The organism is Streptomyces sp. NBC_00075, assembly GCF_045041225.1.
Taxonomy (GTDB): Bacteria; Actinomycetota; Actinomycetes; order Streptomycetales; family Streptomycetaceae; genus Streptomyces; species Streptomyces adonidis.
Map to the genome: position 1 here is coordinate 7,574,026 of NZ_CP108243.1, position 20,295 is coordinate 7,594,320.

A 20,295-nucleotide genomic window follows, 5' to 3' on the forward strand; every position below is an offset into this window, starting at 1 on the left:
GCCCCGGGTGTCCCACCGTTACGAAAGAATCGAGTTTCGGGACACGGTGGTGACGCCTCTAAACTGACCGGGTGACCGAGAACGCTCAGCAGCAGCCAACAGCGCCCATCACCGAACTGCCGACCCAGTACGCGCCGGCCGAGGTAGAGGGGAAGCTGTACGAGCGCTGGGTGGACCGGGGCTACTTCACCGCCGACGCGAAGAGCGACAAGCCCGCCTACACCATCGTCATCCCGCCGCCGAACGTGACGGGCTCCCTCCACCTGGGCCACGCCTTCCAGCACACGCTCATGGACGCCCTCACCCGGCGCAAGCGCATGCAGGGCTACGAGTCGCTCTGGCTCCCCGGCATGGACCACGCCGGCATCGCCACCCAGAACAAGGTCGAGCAGCAGCTCGCCGAGGAGGGCAAGTCCCGCCACGACCTGGGGCGCGAGGACTTCGTCGAGCGCGTCTGGCAGTGGAAGGAGGAGTACGGCGGCAAGATCCTCGGCCAGATGCGGCGCCTCGGCGACGGCGTCGACTGGAGCCGCGAGCGCTTCACCATGGACGAGGGCCTCTCCAAGGCCGTCCAGACGATCTTCAAGCGCCTCTACGACGACGAGCTGATCTACCGCGCCGAGCGCATCATCAACTGGTGTCCGCGCTGTCTCACGGCCATCTCGGACATCGAGGTCGAGTACCAGGACGACGCGGGCGAACTCGTCTCGATCAGGTACGGCGAGGGCGAGGACAGCCTGGTCGTCGCCACCACCCGCGCCGAGACGATGCTCGGTGACACAGCCGTCGCCGTCCACCCCGACGACGAGCGCTACAAGCACCTCGTCGGCAGGCAGATCAAGCTGCCGCTGACCGACCGGACCATCCCGGTCGTCGCCGACACGCATGTCGACCCGGAGTTCGGCACCGGCGCCGTCAAGGTGACCCCGGCCCACGATCCGAACGACTTCGCCATCGGGCAGCGCCACAACCTGCCCAACATGACGATCATGGACGAGCACGGTGTCATCACCGTCCACGGCCCCTTCCTCGGCCTGGACCGCTTCGAGGCCCGCTCCGCCGTCGTCGGCGCCCTGCGCGGACAGGGCCGGATCGTCGCCGAGAAGCGCCCGTACACGCACTCCGTCGGGCACTGCTCGCGCTGCTCCACGACCGTCGAGCCGCGCCTGTCCCTCCAGTGGTGGGTCAAGGTCGAGACGCTGGCCAAGGCCGCCGGTGACGCGGTCCGCGACGGCCGGGTCTCGATCCACCCCGAGGAGATGTCCAAGCGCTACTTCGACTGGGTCGACAACCTCAACGACTGGTGCATCTCACGCCAGTTGTGGTGGGGCCATCGCATCCCCGTCTGGTACGGCCCGGACGGCGAGGTCCTCTGCGTCGGCCCCGACGAGCAGCCGCCCACCGGCGAGGGCTGGACCCAGGACACCGACGTCCTCGACACCTGGTTCTCCTCCGGCCTGTGGCCGTTCTCCACCCTCGGCTGGCCCGAACAGACCCCGGACCTCGAGAAGTTCTACTCGACGGACGTCCTGCTGACCGGCCACGACATCATCTTCTTCTGGGTCGCCCGGATGATGATGTTCGGTCTCTACGCCATGGACGGCCAGGCCCCGTTCAAGACCATCGCCCTGACCGGCCTGGTCCGTGACGAGCGCGGCAAGAAGATGTCGAAGTCCTTCGGCAACGTCGTCGACCCGCTGGACTGGATGGACAAGTACGGCTCCGACGCCGTCCGCTTCACCCTGGCCAAGGGCGCCAACCCCGGCACCGACGTCCCGATCGGCGAGGACTGGGTCCAGGCGTCCAGCAAGTTCGCCAACAAGATCTGGAACGCCACGCGCTTCGCGCTGATGAACGGCGCCACGATCGAGGGCGAACTCCCGGCCGCCGAGAAGCTCTCGGCCACGGACCGCTGGATCCTCTCCCGCCTGAACAAGACGGTCGCGCAGGTCGACGCGTACTACGACGACTTCCAGTTCGCGAAGCTCAGCGACGCGCTCTACCACTTCGCGTGGGACGAGGTCTTCGACTGGTACGTGGAGCTCTCGAAGACGACCTTCTTCGCGGGCGGCGAGCAGGCCAAGGTCTCCGGCCGGGTCCTCGGCGAGGTCATCGACGTCATGCTGCGCCTGCTCCACCCGGTCGTCCCCTTCGTCACCGAGACGCTGTGGACGACGCTGACCGGCCGCGAGTCCCTCGTCATCGCCGAGTGGCCCAAGGACAGCGGCTTCCGCGACGAGGCGGCCGAGGCCGAGATCGGCACCGTCCAGGCCGTCGTCACCGAGGTCCGCCGCTTCCGCAAGGAGCAGGGCCTCCAGGACGGTCAGAAGGTCCCCGCCCGTCTCACCCTCGACGGCACCGCCCTGGCCGCGCACGAGCCGGCCATCCGCCAGCTCCTCCGCCTCCAGCCGGAGGGCGACGGCTTCCACGCCACCGCAACCCTCCCGGTCGCCGGCGCCACGGTCGCCCTCGATCTCTCCGGCACGATCGACGTCGCGGCGGAGCGCAAGCGCCTCGCGAAGGACCTCGCGGCAGCGGAGAAGGAACGCCAGCAGGCCCAGGCCAAACTGGGCAACGAGGCCTTCCTGGCAAAGGCCCCGGACCAGGTGGTGGACAAGATCAAGGGCCGCCTGGCAAAGGCGGACGAGGACATCACCCGAATCCAGGCCCAGCTGGACGGATTGCCCGTGGCGTAACCAGCCGTTTCCTCGCCCCCGCCGCCCCTACCCGTCCCATCCTCGGGGGCTCCGCCCCCGAACCCCCGCTCCTCAAACGCCGGAGAGGCTAGGTTTTTCAGCCCGTCCGGCGTTTGAGGACAAAGGGGGTCTGGGGGCGCAGCCCCCAGGGATGGGAACGGGTAGGGGCGGCGGGGGCGAAAACCCACGCGTTCGGGCAGCGCGGCGGCTCCGTAGACTGACTCCGTGAGCGACACCGACCCCTTCGACGACATCATCGACGCCGAGACCGACCGAGACCCCGACCTCGCGGTCATCGAGGCCGGCAGCCGCACCCTCCGCACCCAGGGCGGAGCCCCGAGCACCGACGTGCCGGGCCGCCCCACCGACCCCGAGGTCGACAAGGCCCTCCGCACCGTCGAGGCGGACCTCGCCACCCGCTGGGGCGAAACCAAGCTGGAGCCCAGCGTCAGCCGTATCGCCGCGCTGATGGACGTCCTGGGCGAGCCCCAGCGCGCGTACCCCTCGATCCACATCACCGGCACCAACGGCAAGACCTCCACCGCCCGCATGATCGAGGCCCTCCTCGGCGCCTTCGACCTGCGCACCGGCCGGTACACCTCCCCGCACGTCCAGTCGATCACCGAGCGGATCAGCCTCGACGGGGCGCCCATCCCGGCCGAGCGGTTCGTCGAGACGTACGACGACATCAAGGCGTACGTCGAGATGGTCGACGCCCAGCAGGAGTTCCGGCTCTCCTTCTTCGAGGTGCTGACCGGCATGGCGTACGCCGCCTTCGCCGACGCCCCGGTCGACGTGGCCGTCGTCGAGGTCGGGATGGGGGGCAGCTGGGACGCCACCAACGTCATCGACGCCGATGTGGCCGTCGTGACGCCCATCGACCTCGACCACACCGACCGGCTCGGCGGGACGCCCGGTGAGATCGCCGTCGAGAAGGGCGGGATCATCAAGCAGGACGCGACCGTGATCCTCGCCCAGCAGCCGGTCGACGCGGCCCAGGTGCTGCTGAAGAAGGCCGTCGAGGTGGACGCCACGGTGGCCAGGGAGGGCCTGGAGTTCGGGGTCGTCAGCCGCACGGTCGCCGTCGGCGGGCAGATGCTGACGCTGCGCGGGCTCGGCGGGGAGTACGAGGAGATCTTCCTGCCGCTGCACGGCGGCTACCAGGCTCACAACGCGGCCGTCGCCCTTGCCGCCGTCGAGGCGTTCTTCGGCGTCGGCACCCAGCGGCCCGAGCCCCTCGACACCGACACCGTCCGCAAGGCGTTCGCCGCGGTGACGTCCCCCGGGCGGCTGGAGATCGTACGGCGCTCTCCCACCGTCGTGCTCGACGCCGCGCACAACCCGGCGGGCGCACGGGCCACCGCCGAGGGGGTCGGCGAGGCCTTCGACTTCAGCCGGCTGATCGGGGTGGTCGGGGCGAGCGGCGACAAGAACGTACGCGGGCTGCTTGAGGCCTTCGAGCCGATCTTCGCCGAGGTCGTGATCACGCAGAACTCCAGCCAGCGCGCGATGGACGTCGACGAGCTGGCCGCCATCGCCGTCGAGGTCTTCGGCGACGACCGCGTCCAGGTCGAGCCGCGGCTCGACGACGCCCTGGAGGCCGCCATCACCCTCGCCGAGGAGGACGGGGAGTACTCGGGCGCCGGTGTCCTCGTCACCGGCTCCGTCATCACCGTCGGCGAGGCCCGACTGCTCCTGGGGAGGGGCTGACTTCCGTGCGTACGCTCTGTGCTTCGACCCTGATCGGCGAGGTCTTCGTGATCGGTTTCGCCGGTCTCGTCGCCATGAAGGACCCCGACCTGTCCACGTCGACCGTGTGGACGGTCAGCGGCATCGCCATGCTCCTGTGCGTGCTGCTGTGCGGTGCGATCACCCGGCCCGGCGGCATCCAGCTCGGCTGGGCGCTCCAGATCGCGCTCATCGCGTCCGGCACCGTCGTCCCGACCATGTACTTCATGGGCGCGATGTTCGCCGCGCTGTGGTGGGCATCCGTGCACTACGGCCGGAAGATCGACGAGGCGAAGGCGAGATTCGCCGCGCAGGCCCAGTCGGCCGGTACCAGTCCTGACGCTGCGTGACACCCGCTCAGGGCGGCCCTGTAGCCTCTGAACACCGCACATACGTGACCTCGAATGGAGCCACCCCCGTGACTCAGCGCACCCTCGTCCTCCTCAAGCCCGACGCCGTCCGTCGCGGCCTGACCGGCGAGATCATCGGCCGGATCGAGCGCAAGGCCGGCTGGCGCATCACCGCGCTGGAGCTGCGCACCCTGGACCAGGAGACGCTGGAGCAGCACTACGGCGAGCACAAGGGCAAGCCCTTCTACGAGCCCCTCGTCGAGTTCATGGCGTCCGGCCCCGTCGTCGCCCTGGTCGTCGAGGGAGAGCGGGTCATCGAGGGTGTGCGCGCGCTCGCCGGGCCCACCGACCCCATCGCCGCCGCCCCCGGTTCCATCCGCGGTGACTACGGCGTGATCGTCCGCGAGAACCTCATCCACGCCTCCGACTCCGAGGAGTCCGCCGAGCGCGAGCTGAAGATCTTCTTCCCCGGCCGCGACTGAGCACCCGCGTATCCGGCCGGTGAAGTTCTTGCGCAGTTTCTGCACACACCGTTTCTGAGGAACCGTCACCTCACTCGGATGCCCGAGGATTGTCCGACCTGGGACGGCCGTCGAAAACCGGCCGTCCCCCGGCATATGCGTGCCGATCGGGGGAACGCCTACCCCCGAACGCTCGTCTCCAGAAGCGAGACGGCACATCGCATGCTGACAATGGCGAAGACCCTCGCGCGGTGTTCGTGCAGGCGAGACTACGATGTAAGCCTTGCAAGCCTTCACGTCACCGCACCCACTTCGCCACCCCAAACCAAAGCCATCACACGCTTCACTTGGGAAGGCCAGACGAATCCTGATGGGGAACTCAATGTCGTTCATCGGCCGTGACATGGCTGTCGACCTCGGGACCGCCAACACGCTGGTGTACGTCAGGGGTCGCGGGATCGTACTCAACGAGCCGTCCGTCGTCGCGATCAACACCAACACCGGTGGCATTCTCGCGGTCGGATCGGAAGCGAAGAAGATGATCGGTCGGACGCCCGGCAACATCGTTGCCGTGCGCCCGCTCAGGGACGGCGTCATCGCCGACTTCGAGATCACCGAGCGGATGCTCCGCTACTTCATTCTGAAGATTCACAAGCGGCGGTATCTCGCCCGTCCCCGTGTCGTCGTCTGTGTGCCCTCGGGCATCACGGGCGTCGAGCGCCGCGCCGTCATCGAGGCCTCGTCCCAGGCCGGCGCGCGCCAGGTGCACATCATCGAGGAGCCCATGGCCGCGGCCATCGGTTCCGGCCTGCCGGTCCATGAGGCCACGGGCAACATGGTGGTGGACATCGGCGGCGGCACCACGGAGGTCGCGGTCATCTCCCTCGGCGGCATCGTCACCGCCCAGTCCATCCGCGTCGCGGGTGACGAACTGGACAACGCGATCATCCAGCACATCAAGAAGGAGTACTCGCTCCTCCTCGGTGAGCGGACGGCCGAACAGATCAAGATCACGATCGGTTCGGCGTACGACCTCGACGCTGACGAACACACCGAAATCCGCGGCCGGGACCTCGTCTCCGGGCTGCCCAAGACCGTCGTGATCTCCGCGGCCGAAGTCCGCAAGGCCATCGAAGAACCGGTCAACGCGATCGTCGACGCCGTGAAGACCACCCTCGACAAGTGCCCGCCCGAGCTGTCCGGCGACATCATGGACCGCGGAATCGTTCTGACCGGCGGTGGCGCCCTGCTCCGCGGGCTCGACGAGCGGCTGCGCCGGGAGACCGGCATGCCCATCCACATCGCCGAGGACCCGCTGGACAGCGTGGTGCTCGGTTCCGGCAAGTGCGTGGAGGAGTTCGAGGCGCTCCAGCAGGTGCTGGACGCGCAGCCGCGCAGATGACGTAACTCTTCGATTCCGCCGTACGAGATGATCTCCTCTCGTGCGGCGGATCGTTGATATAGAGGCATAAGCTCGCCCAAAGAACTCCATTGCTGCCAAAGACTCCCAAAGACTCTGTTGCCCAAAAACTCTATTGAGGAAGGCACGGCCGCCGCACGTGAGGGACACACGAGAGAGCCGGCTGCTCCTGGTGCTGCTGATCGCGATCGCGTTCGCGCTGATCACGGTGGACATCCGCGGCGGGGAGGACTCACCGGTCGACGGTGCCCGGCAGGCCGCGGCAGCCGTCTTCGGGCCGGTCGAGGACGGGGTGGCCACCGTGGTCGACCCGGTCGGCGACGCGGTCTCCGCCGTACGCGACTCCGGTGAGCGGCACGACCGGCTCGCCGCGCTGGAGAAGGAGAACGCGGCGCTCAAGGCCCGTCTCGGCAGCGGCGATCGCAACCGCAGCAGACTCAACCAGCTCGACAAGATGCTCAAGTCGGCCGGTGCCGGGCAGTACGGCATCAAGGGCGCCGAGGTCATCGCCATAGGAGCGGCCCAGGGCTTCTCCTGGACGGTCACCATCGACATCGGCGCGAACGACGGCGTGAAGCGCGACATGACCGTACTGAACGGCGACGGACTCGTCGGCCGCGTCACCACCGTCGGCCCCGGCACCTCGACCGTGCTCCTCGCCAACGACCCCGACTTCACCGTCGGTACGCGCATGGAGGGCAGCGACGAACTGGGCTTCGCCTCCGGGCAGGGCGACCGGCCGCTGCGCGTCCAACTCCTCAACGGCAAGGCCAAGGTGAGCAAGGGCGACCGGCTCGTCACCTTCGGCTCGCAGGCCGACAAGCCGTTCGTGCCCGGCGTACCCGTCGGGGTCGTGTCCCGGGTCGATCCGTCCGGCGGCGACCTGACCCGCACGATCTACGTCACGCCGTTCGTCGGCTTCACCAAGCTCGACATCGTCGGTGTCGTCGTCGAGGCCCCGCGCACCGACCCGCGCGACACCGTCCTCCCGGCCAAGCCGAAGCCGACGCCCACACCGACGGTCACCGTCACGGTGACCCCGACCGCGTCGGCGGCCGACGGCCAGTACCAGCAAGAGCAGTAGGAGCTGAACTTCCCCATGCGTTTCAACCGGATGCTCCTCTCCACCACCCTGGTGGTCGTCGCCATGGTGGTCCAGGTGAGCGTCCTCGCCCGCCTGCACCTCCCGGGCGCCGTCCCCGACCTCCTCCTGCTGACCGTCCTCGGCCTCGCCCTGGTGTACGGCCATGTCGGCGGCGCCCTCGTCGGCTTCGGCGCCGGACTCCTCGCCGACCTCGCCCCGCCCGCCGACCACGCGGCCGGCCGCTACGCCCTCGTGCTCTGTGTCATCGGCTACCTCGCCGGCCTGGTCAAACCCGAGAACGGGCAGGTCAAGTCGGCCACCGGCCCGATGGCCGTCGTGGTCGGCGCCGCCGTCGGCACGACCCTGCTGTACGCCGGTGTCGGCGCCCTCGTCGGCGACACCGCCGCCCGCAACGTGGGCCTCGGCAGCCTGCTGTTCACGGCCGCGGTGTACGACCTGCTGCTCGCGCCCTTCGTGGTCCCCGGCATCATGTTCCTGGCCCGCAGAGCGGAGAACGATCCGCTCGCCGAGACCAACTCCTCGGGCAAGAAGGCCGACATCTCCTCCGGCTGGCTCTCCTCCGGCACCGGCCTGCGCATCGGCAGCCAGCGCGGCGGCCTGAAGGTGAAGGCGGCCCGCTCGAAGGCCGCCCGCGCCGGCCGCATCAAGGGGGTCAAGCGCCTGTGACCGCCCGAGAGTTCACTCGAACGGGTTCGCCGGGGCGGAACGCGGCCTCACAGGTCGCCCGTTCATCATTCGTACGCGCACACACGTCTACGTCACACACGTCGGCGCACTGAGAGGGGGAGGCAGCACCAGTGACCAACATTCCCGAGACCGGGCGGACGCCACGCGTCCAGATCCGGCTCGTCGTCATCCAGATCCTCGTCCTCTCCCTCCTCGGCACCCTCGGCGGCCGGCTGTGGTACCTCCAGATCCGCGAGGGCGACGCCTACGCCAAGGAGGCGTCCGGCAACCATGTGCAGCAGGTCGTGCAGCCCGCCGTCCGCGGGTCGATCCTCGACGCGCGCGGGGTGCCGATCGCGGACAACGAGACACGCCTCGTCGTCTCCGCGTCGCGCACCGAACTGCTGAAGATGACGGACGACGGCGACGCCGTCCTCACCAAGCTCGCCGGGGTCCTGGGCATGAAGCCCAAGGACGTCAAGGACAAGGTCCGGCTCTGCGACTCGAAGACGCCGCAGCCCTGCTGGAACGGCTCGCCGTACCAGCCGATCCCCATCACCGACGAGGCCACCGCCCGCCAGGCCCTCCAGATCCGCGAGCGCTCCGAGGACTTCCCCGGCATCACCGCCGAACCCGAGGCCGTACGCCGGTACGCGGGCCCGGGCGGGTCCAACACCGCCCAGGTCCTCGGCTATCTCTCCCCGGTCACCGACGAGGAGATCACCAAGGCGCAGGACACCGACTCGCCGTATCTGCGCTCCGACCAGGTCGGCCGCTCCGGTCTCGAGCGGGAGTACGACAAGGAGCTGCGCGGCAAGGCCGGCGTCACCCGCTACGAGGTCGACAACCTCGGCCGGGTCATCGGCACCGCCGAGGCGGACCCCGCACAGTCCGGCTCCAACCTCGTCACGAGCATAGACGCGAGGGTCCAGCGGGTCGCCGAGTACGAGCTGAACAACGCGATGAAGGAAGCCCGCAAGGAGTACGACGACAACACCAGCGAGAACTACAAGGCCGACGCGGGCGCGGTCGTCGTCATGGAGGCCAAGACGGGCCGGGTCGTCGCCATGGCGTCCAACCCGACGTACGACCCGAACGCCTGGGTCGGCGGCATCTCCGCCAAGGACTACGCCAAGCTGACCGGGAAGAACTCCAACTACCCGCTGCTCAACCGGGCGATCCAGGGTCAGGCTGCCCCCGGCTCGATCTTCAAGGTCATCTCCACCTCGGCCGCCGTCAACGCGGGCTACCCCTTCGACGGGAACTACGACTGCTCCAGCTCGTACTCGATCGGCGGCCAGGTCTTCAAGAACTACGAGTCCAAGGGGTACGGCCCGATCAGCCTCGGCCGCGCCATCGAGGTCTCCTGCGACACCGTCTTCTACCGCCTCGCCCACGACCAGTGGGCGAAGGACGGCGGCCTGAAGCCGAACAAGAACGCGAAGAACTGGTTCTACACCACCGCCCACCAGTTCGGCCTCGGCGCCGAGACCGGCATCGACCTCCCCAACGAGGTCACCGGCCGCGTCCCCGACCGCAAGTGGAAGCAGGACTACTGGAAGGCCAACAAGGCCTCCTGGTGCAAGTACGGCAAGAAGGGCGGCACGTACGCCCAGCAGATCGCGTACGAGAACTGCCTCGAAGGCAACCTGATGCGCGCCGGTGACTCCGTCAACTACTCCATCGGGCAGGGCGACATCCTCGTCACACCGATACAGATGGCGACGATCTACTCGGCGATCTCCAACGGCGGCACCCTGTACGACCCGACCGTCGGCAAGGCGATCGTCAGTGCCGACGGCAAGTCCGTCGAGGCGATCAAGCCCAAGGCGCACGGCAAGCTGCCGATCTCGAAGTCGACCCTGAAGGACATAGACGGTGCCCTCGAGGGAGTCGTCACCCGTGGTTCGGCGGCCTGGCGGTTCGGCGGCTGGCCGCAGGACAAGATCCCGATGCACGCCAAGACGGGTACGGCCGAGGTCTACGGCAAGCAGACCACCTCGTGGTTCGCGACGTACACCAAGGACTACACGATCGTCATGACGATCTCCCAGGGTGGTACGGGCTCCGGCGCCTCGGGACCGGCCGTCCGCAACATCTACGAGGCGCTGTACGGCGTCTCCGAGGACGGCAAGATCGACAACAGGAAGGCGCTGCTGCCCACCCCGCAGAAGAGCCTGCCGAAGATCGAGTCGGACGGCTCGATCGACGCCCCGAAGATCAAGCCGTACGTCCCGGAGACGCAGGCCACCGAGGAGGCGCTCGCCCTCGCGGCCGGGCAGCTCCCGCCGGCCACGGTCGCCTCGGAGGGCACACGCGCCAACCGCAGCGGCCGACGAGCACAGGGCGGCCGCAGACGCAGGCGCGGGCGGAGTACGCGAAGGACGACCACGACATGACCGGCGCGAACACCTTCTCCGTCTCCGGCTACGGCCCCGAACGCTCGTCCCTGTCCCGGCTGCTGGCCCGCGACTCGTTGGCCCGCAGGCTGGACTGGCCGATACTGCTGTCCGCGCTCGCGCTGTCCTTCATGGGCGCGATCCTGGTCTACTCGGCGACGCGCAACCGCACCGAGATCAACCAGGGCGACCAGTACTACTTCCTGATCCGGCATCTGATGAACACCGGCATCGGGTTCTGTCTGATGATCGGCACGGTCTGGCTCGGTCACCGCACCCTGCGCACCGCGGTCCCGATCCTGTACGGGCTCTCGGTCTTCCTGATCCTCATGGTGCTGACCCCGCTGGGCGCGACCGTCAACGGCGCCCACGCGTGGATCGTGCTCGGCGGCGGCTTCTCGCTCCAGCCCTCGGAGTTCGTGAAGATCACGATCATCCTGGGCATGGCGATGCTGCTGGCCGCCCGGGTCGACGCGGGCGACAAGCCCTACCCCGACCACCGCACGGTCCTCCAGGCCCTGGGTCTGGCCACCGTGCCGATGATGATCGTCATGCTGATGCCCGACCTCGGGTCGGTCATGGTCATGGTCATCATCGTGCTCGGGGTGCTGCTGGCGTCCGGCGCCTCCAACCGCTGGATCTTCGGCCTGCTGGGCACGGGAGCACTGGGCGCGGTCCTGGTCTGGCAGCTCGGGGTCCTGGACGAGTACCAGATCAACCGCTTCGCCGCCTTCGCCAACCCGGAGCTGGACCCGTCCGGCGTCGGCTACAACACCAACCAGGCGAGGATCGCGATCGGTTCGGGCGGGCTGACGGGCACGGGCCTGTTCCACGGCTCGCAGACCACCGGCCAGTTCGTCCCGGAGCAGCAGACCGACTTCGTGTTCACGGTCGCGGGGGAGGAGCTGGGCTTCGTGGGCGCGGGCCTGATCATCCTGCTGCTGGGCGTGGTGCTGTGGCGGGCCTGCCGTATCGCCCGCGAGACGACCGAGTTGTACGGCACGATCGTCGCCGCCGGGATCATCGCGTGGTTCGCGTTCCAGTCGTTCGAGAACATCGGGATGACCCTGGGGATCATGCCGGTCGCCGGTCTGCCACTGCCCTTCGTGTCGTACGGAGGATCGTCGATGTTCGCCGTGTGGGTGGCGGTGGGGCTGTTGCAGTCGATCAGGGTGGAACGGCCCATGTCTGCGTAGCGCTCCGCGGGATCGGCGGTTCTTTGTCCGCGGGTTCGGTGGGGGCTGGTCGCGCAGTTCCCCGCGCCCCTTTGGGGTGCGGTGTTGTCCACGCGAACAGGAGATGTGTCCCGGATGGCCAATAGGTGACCTTTGGGGGCTGCCGTCGACGCCGAATCGTGACTAGATTCAATTCATGGCGGACACAAAGCGGGAAATCGAGCGGAAGTACGAATCCGACGACAGTGGGCTGCCCGACCTGACCGGTGTCGCCGGGGTCGCCGAAGTCCTCGACAAAGGCACCGCCGAGCTGGACGCGACCTACTACGACACCTCTGACCTGCGTCTGGCCTCCGCGTCGATCACCCTGCGCCGCCGCACCGGTGGTTCCGACGCCGGCTGGCACCTCAAACTGCCGGTCGGCCCGGGGGTGCGGGACGAGATCCAGGTCCCGCTCTCCGACACCGTCCCCGACGAACTGGCCGGGCTGGTCCGCGCCCGGGTCCGTGAGGGGCAGCTGGTGCCCGTGGTCCGGCTGCGCTCCGCGCGGGACGTGCGCGATCTCGTCGACGCCGAGGGCAAGCAGCTCGCCGAGGTCGGCGTGGACACCGTACGGGCGGAGCGGCTGTTCGGCGGTGACGGTACCGCCCAGTGGACCGAGATCGAGGTGGAGTTGGCCGACGGCGGCGACATCCGCGTCCTGGACAAGGTCGAGAAGCGCCTGCGCAAGTCGGGCGTACGGCCGTCGAAGTCCTCGTCGAAGCTGGCGCGGGCGCTGGCGGAGACCAAGGGCGGGCAGCCGCGGCCGGAGGCGGAACCCGCCGAGCCCGTGACCGCCGGCGATCACGTCCTCGCCTATGTCCGCGCCCAGCGGGACGCCGTCGTCGACCTCGATCCGGCCGTGCGCCAGGACACCGAGGAGTCCGTGCACGACATGCGGGTCGCCACACGGCGGCTGCGCAGCACCTTCAAGTCCTTCGGCAAGGTTCTCGACCGGGAGGTCACCGACCCGATCGGCGACGAGCTGAAGTGGCTCGCCGGGGAGCTGGGCGTGGGCCGCGACCAGGAGGTGCTGGCCGAACGGCTGAACACGGTTCTCGACGAACTGGCCCCCACCCTCGTCCACGGCCCGGTCCGTGACCGGCTGGCCGCCTGGTCCAAGGCCGAGTACGGCGGGGCCCGCAGCCGACTGCTCGGTGTGCTGGACTCCCCGCGCTATCTGGCCCTCCTCGACACCCTGGACGCCGTGGTCGCCGACCCGCCGGTGCTCGAGGCGGCGGCGAAGAATCCGGAAAAGGTGCTCGCCAAGGCCGTACGCAAGGACTTCGCGAAGGTGGCCGCGCTGATCGAGGAGGGCATGGAGCAGCCGTCCGGCGCCGACCGTGACCTCGGGCTGCACGAGGCCCGCAAGAAGGCCAAGCGCACCCGGTACGCGGCCGAGGCGGCGGGTCCGGCCCTCGGCGGCCCGGCCAAGGCGCTCGTCAAGTCGATGAAGTCCCTCCAGAGCCTCCTCGGCGACCACCAGGACAGCGTCATGGTCCGCACGACCCTGGGGGAGCTGGCCGCCGTGGCGCACGCGGCGGGCGAGAACACCTTCACGTACGGGTTGCTGTACGGGCGCGAGGAGCGGCGGGCGGAGCGGGTGGAGGAGGCGGCGCCGGAGGCCTGGGCGACGGCCAAGGACGGGATGGACGTCTGAGAACGGGTGGGGCGAACCGGCGGGGGAGATCCTCGGCGGTACGGCGGGTGTCCCGGGCCGCGTTACGCTGAATGACCACCCCTGTCGGTCCACGGAAGTGCGAGATGTCAGCCGAATCGGTCTTCCCACAGCTCGAAGCTCTGCTCCCGCATGTGCAGAAGCCCATCCAGTACGTCGGCGGAGAGCTCAACTCCACGGTCAAGCCGTGGGAGGACTGCGACGTCCGCTGGGCGCTCATGTACCCCGACGCGTACGAGGTCGGGCTGCCCAACCAGGGCGTCATGATCCTGTACGAGGTACTGAACGAACGCGAGGGCGTTCTGGCCGAGCGTACGTACAGCGTGTGGCCCGACCTCGAGGCGCTGATGCGGGAGCACGGCGTTCCGCAGTTCACGGTGGACGCCCACCGTCCCGTGAAGGCCTTCGACGTGTTCGGGCTGTCCTTCTCCACGGAGCTGGGCTACACGAACATGCTGACGGCGCTGGACCTCGCGGGCATCCCGCTGGAGTCCAAGGACAGGACGCTCGACGACCCGATCGTGCTGGCCGGCGGCCACGCGGCCTTCAACCCCGAGCCGATCGCGGACTTCGTCGACGCGGTGATCATCGGCGACGGCGAGCAGGCCGTCCTCGACATGACGGAGATCATCCGCGCCTGGAAGGCGGAGGGCCGCCCGGGCGGTCGCGAGGAGGTCCTGTTCCGGCTCGCGAAGACCGGCAGCGTCTACATCCCGGCGTTCTACGACGTGGAGTACCTGCCGGACGGGCGGATCGGCCGCGTCGTACCGAACAAGAGCGGTGTCCCGTGGCGGGTCAGCAAGCACACCGTCATGGACCTGGACGAGTGGCCCTACCCCAAGCAGCCCCTGGTCCCGCTCGCGGAGACCGTCCACGAGCGGATGTCGGTCGAGATCTTCCGCGGTTGCACGCGCGGCTGCCGTTTCTGCCAGGCGGGCATGATCACCCGCCCGGTCCGTGAACGCTCCATCACGGGCATCGGCGAGATGGTGGAGAAGGGCCTGAAGGCGACGGGCTTCGAGGAGGTCGGCCTCCTCTCCCTGTCCTCGGCGGACCACTCGGAGATCGGTGACATCGCGAAGGGCCTAGCGGACCGCTACACCGAGGACAAGATCGGCCTGTCGCTCCCCTCCACCCGCGTGGACGCCTTCAACGTGGACCTGGCGAACGAGCTGACGCGCAACGGCCGTCGCTCGGGTCTGACCTTCGCGCCCGAGGGCGGCTCGGAACGCATGCGCAAGGTCATCAACAAGATGGTCTCGGAAGAGGACCTGATCCGGACGGTCTCCACGGCGTACGGCAACGGCTGGCGCCAGGTGAAGCTGTACTTCATGTGCGGTCTGCCGACGGAGACCGACGACGACGTCCTCCAGATCGCCGACATGGCGATGAACGTGATCGCCGAGGGCCGCAGGGTCTCCGGCCAGAACGACATCCGCTGCACGGTCTCGATCGGCGGCTTCGTGCCCAAGCCGCACACCCCCTTCCAGTGGGCCCCGCAGCTGAGCGCGGAGGACACGGACGCCCGTCTCGCGAAGCTCCGCGACAAGATCCGCGGCGACAAGAAGTACGGCCGCTCCATCGGCTTCCGCTACCACGACGGCAAGCCCGGCATCGTCGAGGGCCTGCTGTCACGCGGCGACCGGCGCATCGGCGCGGTGATCCGCGCGGTGTACGAGGACGGCGGCCGCTTCGACGGCTGGCGCGAGTACTTCTCGTACGACCGCTGGATGGCCTGCGCGGAGAAGACGCTGCCCGCCTTCGGCGTGGACGTCGACTGGTACACGACGCGCGAACGCACGTACGAGGAAGTCCTGCCGTGGGACCACCTCGACTCGGGCCTCGACAAGGACTGGCTCTGGGAGGACTGGCAGGACTCCCTCGACGAGACAGAGGTCGAGGACTGCCGGTGGACGCCGTGCTTCGACTGTGGGGTGTGCCCGCAGATGGACACTTCCATTCAAATCGGCCCCACGGGCAAGAAGTTGCTGCCGCTGACCGTGAAGCAGCCGGTGGGGACCGGGCACAGTCACTGAGGTGACCCGACGTCACGGATGGGAGCAGATCACCGTGACGAGGGTGAACGACGCGTAGAAGGGGCCTTGGGCGAGGCCGGTGAACCAGGTCTCGCCCCGGGTCCTTTCGATGTGGCCCTCCGCGATGGCCTGTTGCATGTTGCGCCCGAGGCCCAGGGTGTGGTCGGCGTGCTCGAAGTCGGTGAAGACCGGGGTCGTGGCGATCGTCGTCTCTACGCGGAAGCCCGCCCGGGTCGCCAGGCGGGCGAGGCCGCGCCCGACGGTGGCGTGGCGGACCACCTTCTCGGTGGTGTAGCGGGTGAAGGCGCGGCTCGTCTCCAGGTCCTCCGAGTCCACCGCCAGGGTGTCCCAGTCGGGTTCCGCCAGGGCGACGAGGGCGCCCGGGCGGGTGGCGGTGCGGAGTTGGGCCAGTACGTCCGCCGGGGACCGCACATGCATCAGCACCCGGTCGATCTTGGCGCGGTCCACTGTCCCGGGGACGACGGGCAGGGCGTGCGCGTCCGCCTCCCTCAGCTCCACCGTGCTTGTGGCGGCGGTGCGTTCACGGGCCGTCGCCAGCATCGCCGGGTCCCGGTCCACGCCGATGACCCGGCCGGTCGCGCCGACGCGTTCCGCCAGCGCGGGCAGGTCGGTGCCGGGGCCGCAGCCCACGTCCAGGACGGTGTGGCCCGGGCGGAGGTCCAGCAGGTCGAGCAGCCGCTGCTTGTACGCCCGTCCCGCGTCCTCGGACGCGGCGCGCAGCATGTAGGCCGCCTGGTCGGGCCTGGGCACACCGAGGGTCTTCGTCATGGGACCAGTCAAGCAGTTGTGTGCCTGGCGCCAAGTGGGTTCAACGGGGCTGGAGTTGGCAGGGGTGCGTGAGGAAGTTGCCCAACAGGCCCTCCGTGTCACCGGACTTGTGGGCCTGTGCCACCCCGGTGAGGCTGCCGTTGCCGGGTTCGTGGTGGAGGCGGAGTGACAGTTCCGGGCTGTTGATCCGGGCGTCCGCCGTGGGGAGTTGCACGGGGAAGGTCGCCTGGAGAGACCAGGCGTGCGATGCGCTCGCCTGGGCTTCCGCGCTCTCGCCGTTCAGGTGCAGGCGGGCCCGGTCGTCCTCCGGGGAGAGGGTCAGTGACAGCGGGATGTCTCCCTCGGGGGTGCTGATCGTGCCCTGCCAGTGGGGTGTTGGGAGGGACAGGGGGCGTGCCGGGTCTTCCGTGATCGGGGAGATCGACTCGGGGGTGAAGCCGGGGACGAGGGCGGTGAGGATGTGGTGGGTGATCCTGTCGCGGGCCGCCTTGTTCGTGCTGTTGGTCAGTACCGACACCGACAGCCGCCGCTCGGGCACGGTCACGACGATCGCCGCGACTCCACCCATCCCGCCGCCGTGGCTCTGCACCAGGGGACCGGTACCGCGTGAGAGGCACCAGCCGAGCCCGTATCCAAGACCCGCGTTGACCGGGTGCGCCTCGCGGACGGCCGCCGCCGTCTCAGGCTTGAGCAGGCGGTCGTACGACTGGGCGAAGAGGGCCAGTTGGGCGGCGGGGGCCCAGCCCAGGGTGGCGCCGGGGTGGCTGGTGTCGCAGTACGGCGGATAGGGGCGGCCGTCGGCGGTGTAGCGCGTCGCCGAGGGCGCCGGGCCGGGGTGGGTGGGGCCCAGGTGGAGGGCGGTGAGGCCGAGGGGCTCGTACACCCGCTCCCGTACGAAGTCCGCGAGACCTTGGCCAGACGCCGCTTCCAGCAGCCGGCCCAGGGCCCGGTAGCCGAGGTTGGCGTATTCGAAGGCGGTGCCCGGGGGGCGGTGCAGTCGCGCGTACGGGGTCGCGTCGATCCGGTCGTCGGCGCCGGGGCCGGTGTAGTGGAAGTCGTAGTGGGCGCCGAAGCCGCCTCGGTGCTGGAGGAGTTGGCGGGCGGTCGGGGCCGGCCAACCGTGGTCGTTCGGCACGGGTACGGGGGTGTCCAGGTCCAGCAGGCCCTCGTCCGCCGCCACGCAGATCGCCGTCGCCGTCATGGGCTTGGTGACCGAGGCCAGGGCGTAGGCCGTTTCTGGGGTGGCCGGGCGGGCCGTGGCGATGTCCGCGAGGCCGTATGCCTCGGCCAGGGTCACTTCGCCGTGTTCGACGACGGCCACCGAGGCCGAGGGGCAGTTGTGCTCGTTCAGGGTCGAAGTGCAGTACTCGGCCAGCCTGTTCGACTTCAGCGCATTCGGCATCCCCATGCGCGCATCTTGGCATCCGCGCACGCAGGCAGGGCAAAAAGTCGTAGGTTTACGTCCCTTGTCCCTCGTCCTGGTCACTTTTCGGATACACCGCATCCGGACAGGGGGCCCGCGCGTCTACGTCGGTATGGATCTGGAGAAACCGGCCACGAAGGTCGAGGCACGGCAGCCCGAACGGCAGCCCGAAGGGTGTCTCGTCGTTGCGATTCGCATCCCTGTGCGGATCGTCGTACTCGTGCTGGTCGTGCCCGTGCGGATGGTGTGGGACGGGCTCGTCGTCGGCTGGCGCCTCCTCATGGACGCGGTACTGCGGCCCCTCGGGCGGGCGCTCGCCTGGGTCTTGTGGGCCGTCCTCGTCTGGCCGTTCGTCGCGCTGTGGCGGTACGTCGTCGAGCCCCTGGGCAAGGCCCTCGGGTGGCTCGGGAAGGTGCTCGTCGTCGTACCCCTGGTGTGGCTCTACCGGCATGTGCTGACGCCGCTCGGGCACGGGCTCGCCTGGATGTGCCGGGGGATCGGCGCCGGACTCTGGTGGGTGTGCCGAGGGATCGGCGCAGGGATCGGGTGGTTGTGCCGGGGGATCGGTGCCGGGCTCGGCTGGGTCTACGCGCGCGTGCTCACACCCGTGGGGCACGCGGTGCTGTGGGTGCTCAAGGGACTCGGGGCGGGTGCCGCCGCCGTGGGGCTCGGCGCGTACGCCGTGGCCGCCTGGCTCGCGCGGTACCTGGTCGTCGTACCCGCGCAGTGGCTGTACGAGTGGATCCTCACGCCGATCGGCAGGGCGGTCGCCTGGTGTGCCCGGGGGGTCGCGTGGTGCGCCGGCATGGTGGTCACCGGGATCGGGTTCGTTCTCTACTGGCTGCTGCGCCTGCTTCTCGTCCTGCCCGCGCTCGCGCTGTGGCGCTGGGTGCTGACGCCCGTCGGACGCGTCCTCGCCGTCATCGGGCGGGAGGTCTGGGGCGCGCTCGGACATGCCTGGCGCATCGCCGGGCACATCTCGCTCGCCGTCGGACGGTTCCTCGGGACCCTCCTTCGGTGGATCTTCGTGGAGCCCGTGCGCTGGGCGTACCGGACCGTGCTGACGCCGGTCGGGCACTTCGTCCGGGACGCCGTTCTGCGGCCCGCCGCCGAGGCCGCGCGCAGTGTGGGACGGGTCACCCGGCAGGTGCTGGCCGCCGCACGCGACTCGGCACGGCAGGCCCGGGCCGACTTCCGGCGGATGCTCTTCGGGGAGCAGAAGGAAGCGGTCGCCGTGGACCGGCGGGAACCAGGAGGCGTCGACGGACGTACTCTTGGTAGCAGTACGACCGCACTCACGAAGGACTGAACGACACTGGGCAAGCGACAGCCCGAAGGCCCGCCGCCCGCGCCGACGGTGCAGCGCATCCGACTGCGCTACACCAAGCGCGGCCGCCTCCGGTTCACCAGCCACCGTGACTTCCAGCGCGCTTTCGAGCGTGCGCTGCGCCGTGCCGAGGTGCCGATGGCCTACTCGGCGGGGTTCACGCCGCATCCGAAGGTGTCGTACGCCAATGCCGCAGCCACCGGCACGGGCAGTGAGGCGGAGTACCTGGAGATCGCGCTCACCGAAGCGCGCGATCCCGACAAGCTGCGCGAGCTGCTCGACGAGTCGCTGCCCACCGGGCTCGACATCGTCGACGCGGTCGAGGCCCGGACCTCCGGGCTCGCCGACCGGCTCACGGCTTCCGTATGGGAGCTGCGTCTGGAGGGTGTGGCGCCCGAGGACGCGCGCCGCGCCGTCGACCTCTTCAACGCCGCCGAGACCGTCGAGGTGCAGCGCCTCGCCAAGAACGGCATGAGAACCTTCGATGCCCGGGGCGCGGTCGCGGGCCTGGAGGCACTCACAGCAGGCGCTGAGCCAGGTGATGAGACGCACAGTCCACAGGCTGATAGGCCGACCGACCAGGCCTGTGCGATACTGCGGCTGGTTGTTCGGCACGTGACGCCTGCCGTTCGACCCGACGACGTCCTGTCCGGTCTCCGCGCCGTGGCCGACCTGGCGCCGCCGGTCCCCGCAGGGGTGACCAGGCTGGCGCAGGGGCTGTTCGATGAAGAGACCGGCACGGTGACCGACCCGCTCGCGCCCGACCGCGAGGCAGCGGTGGCCCTCTCCATGGCCGCTCCGACTGCCGCCGCGTCGCAGGCACCGGCGTAAGGAAGGTCCCGCGAAGGGACGGACGTCGTAGCGCCGCCCTCGTACTCGGGAGCCACCTGGGTCGGGCAGCGCACCGACCACAAGACTTTCGCCAGGCCGTACGCAACATGGCGTACGGAACCGGCGAGACAGGACACAGAGAGCTCCCGTGCGGCGCCCGCGCCCCGGACGG

General features: G+C 69.4%; 15 protein-coding genes. 13 read left to right on the forward strand and 2 right to left on the reverse strand.

Annotated elements, in window-relative coordinates:
- Nucleotides 1-71 precede the first annotated feature (71 nt).
- From OG787_RS33190 to OG787_RS33240, 11 genes are all read left to right on the forward strand, one after another.
- Nucleotides 72-2,696, forward strand: coding sequence for a valine--tRNA ligase (locus OG787_RS33190; RefSeq protein WP_405537670.1), 2,625 nt, complete (start codon nt 72-74; stop codon nt 2,694-2,696).
- A gap of 225 nt (nt 2,697-2,921) precedes the next feature.
- Nucleotides 2,922-4,406, forward strand: a complete 1,485-nt coding sequence (locus tag OG787_RS33195; protein WP_369035913.1) for a folylpolyglutamate synthase/dihydrofolate synthase family protein — start codon at nt 2,922-2,924, stop codon at nt 4,404-4,406.
- A 5-nt stretch (nt 4,407-4,411) separates the two neighbouring features.
- Nucleotides 4,412-4,774 carry a DUF4233 domain-containing protein gene (locus tag OG787_RS33200; RefSeq protein ID WP_405537672.1) on the forward strand — a complete coding sequence of 121 codons (363 nt, stop codon included), beginning with the start codon at nt 4,412-4,414 and terminating at the stop codon, nt 4,772-4,774.
- Between the two features lie 68 nt (nt 4,775-4,842).
- Complete coding sequence (gene ndk / locus OG787_RS33205) at nt 4,843-5,256, forward strand: nucleoside-diphosphate kinase (RefSeq protein ID WP_369035915.1); 414 nt, start codon at nt 4,843-4,845, stop codon at nt 5,254-5,256.
- A gap of 361 nt (nt 5,257-5,617) precedes the next feature.
- Nucleotides 5,618-6,637 (forward strand): rod shape-determining protein, encoded by a 1,020-nt coding sequence (locus tag OG787_RS33210; RefSeq protein WP_235479136.1) that lies wholly within the window; start codon nt 5,618-5,620, stop codon nt 6,635-6,637.
- 157 nt (nt 6,638-6,794) lie between these two features.
- Nucleotides 6,795-7,739 (forward strand): rod shape-determining protein MreC, encoded by a 945-nt coding sequence (gene mreC / locus OG787_RS33215; protein ID WP_369035916.1) that lies wholly within the window; start codon nt 6,795-6,797, stop codon nt 7,737-7,739.
- A gap of 15 nt (nt 7,740-7,754) precedes the next feature.
- Complete coding sequence (gene mreD, locus OG787_RS33220) at nt 7,755-8,426, forward strand: rod shape-determining protein MreD (RefSeq protein ID WP_369035917.1); 672 nt, start codon at nt 7,755-7,757, stop codon at nt 8,424-8,426.
- A gap of 131 nt (nt 8,427-8,557) precedes the next feature.
- Complete coding sequence (gene mrdA, locus OG787_RS33225; protein ID WP_369035918.1) at nt 8,558-10,825, forward strand: penicillin-binding protein 2; 2,268 nt, start codon at nt 8,558-8,560, stop codon at nt 10,823-10,825.
- Complete coding sequence (rodA, locus tag OG787_RS33230) at nt 10,822-12,021, forward strand: rod shape-determining protein RodA (protein ID WP_369035919.1); 1,200 nt, start codon at nt 10,822-10,824, stop codon at nt 12,019-12,021. The genes mrdA and rodA overlap by 4 nt, the downstream gene beginning before the upstream one ends.
- A 175-nt stretch (nt 12,022-12,196) precedes the next feature.
- Nucleotides 12,197-13,699 (forward strand): CHAD domain-containing protein, encoded by a 1,503-nt coding sequence (locus OG787_RS33235; RefSeq protein ID WP_405537674.1) that lies wholly within the window; start codon nt 12,197-12,199, stop codon nt 13,697-13,699.
- 104 nt (nt 13,700-13,803) lie between these two features.
- Nucleotides 13,804-15,753 (forward strand): TIGR03960 family B12-binding radical SAM protein, encoded by a 1,950-nt coding sequence (locus OG787_RS33240; RefSeq protein ID WP_405537675.1) that lies wholly within the window; start codon nt 13,804-13,806, stop codon nt 15,751-15,753.
- Between the two features lie 12 nt (nt 15,754-15,765).
- Here the strand turns inward: OG787_RS33240 and OG787_RS33245 are convergent, their stop codons facing one another.
- Both OG787_RS33245 and OG787_RS33250 read right to left on the reverse strand, forming a co-directional pair.
- On the reverse strand, nt 15,766-16,542 hold the full coding sequence (locus tag OG787_RS33245) for a methyltransferase domain-containing protein (RefSeq protein WP_369035922.1): 777 nt from the start codon (nt 16,540-16,542) through the stop codon (nt 15,766-15,768).
- Nucleotides 16,543-16,582: 40 nt separating this feature from the next.
- Entirely contained in the window at nt 16,583-17,950 is a 1,368-nt protein-coding gene (locus OG787_RS33250) for a serine hydrolase domain-containing protein (protein ID WP_405537676.1), read from the reverse strand.
- Between the two features lie 127 nt (nt 17,951-18,077).
- On the opposite strand from OG787_RS33250, the gene OG787_RS33255 reads away from it, so the two are divergent.
- Both OG787_RS33255 and OG787_RS33260 read left to right on the forward strand, forming a co-directional pair.
- Nucleotides 18,078-19,274, forward strand: a complete 1,197-nt coding sequence (locus OG787_RS33255; protein WP_405540661.1) for a hypothetical protein — start codon at nt 18,078-18,080, stop codon at nt 19,272-19,274.
- Between the two features lie 48 nt (nt 19,275-19,322).
- A complete protein-coding gene (locus tag OG787_RS33260; protein WP_405537678.1) occupies nt 19,323-20,123 on the forward strand; it encodes a TIGR03936 family radical SAM-associated protein in 801 nt (266 codons plus the stop codon).
- The last annotated feature ends 172 nt before the right edge of the window (nt 20,124-20,295 follow it).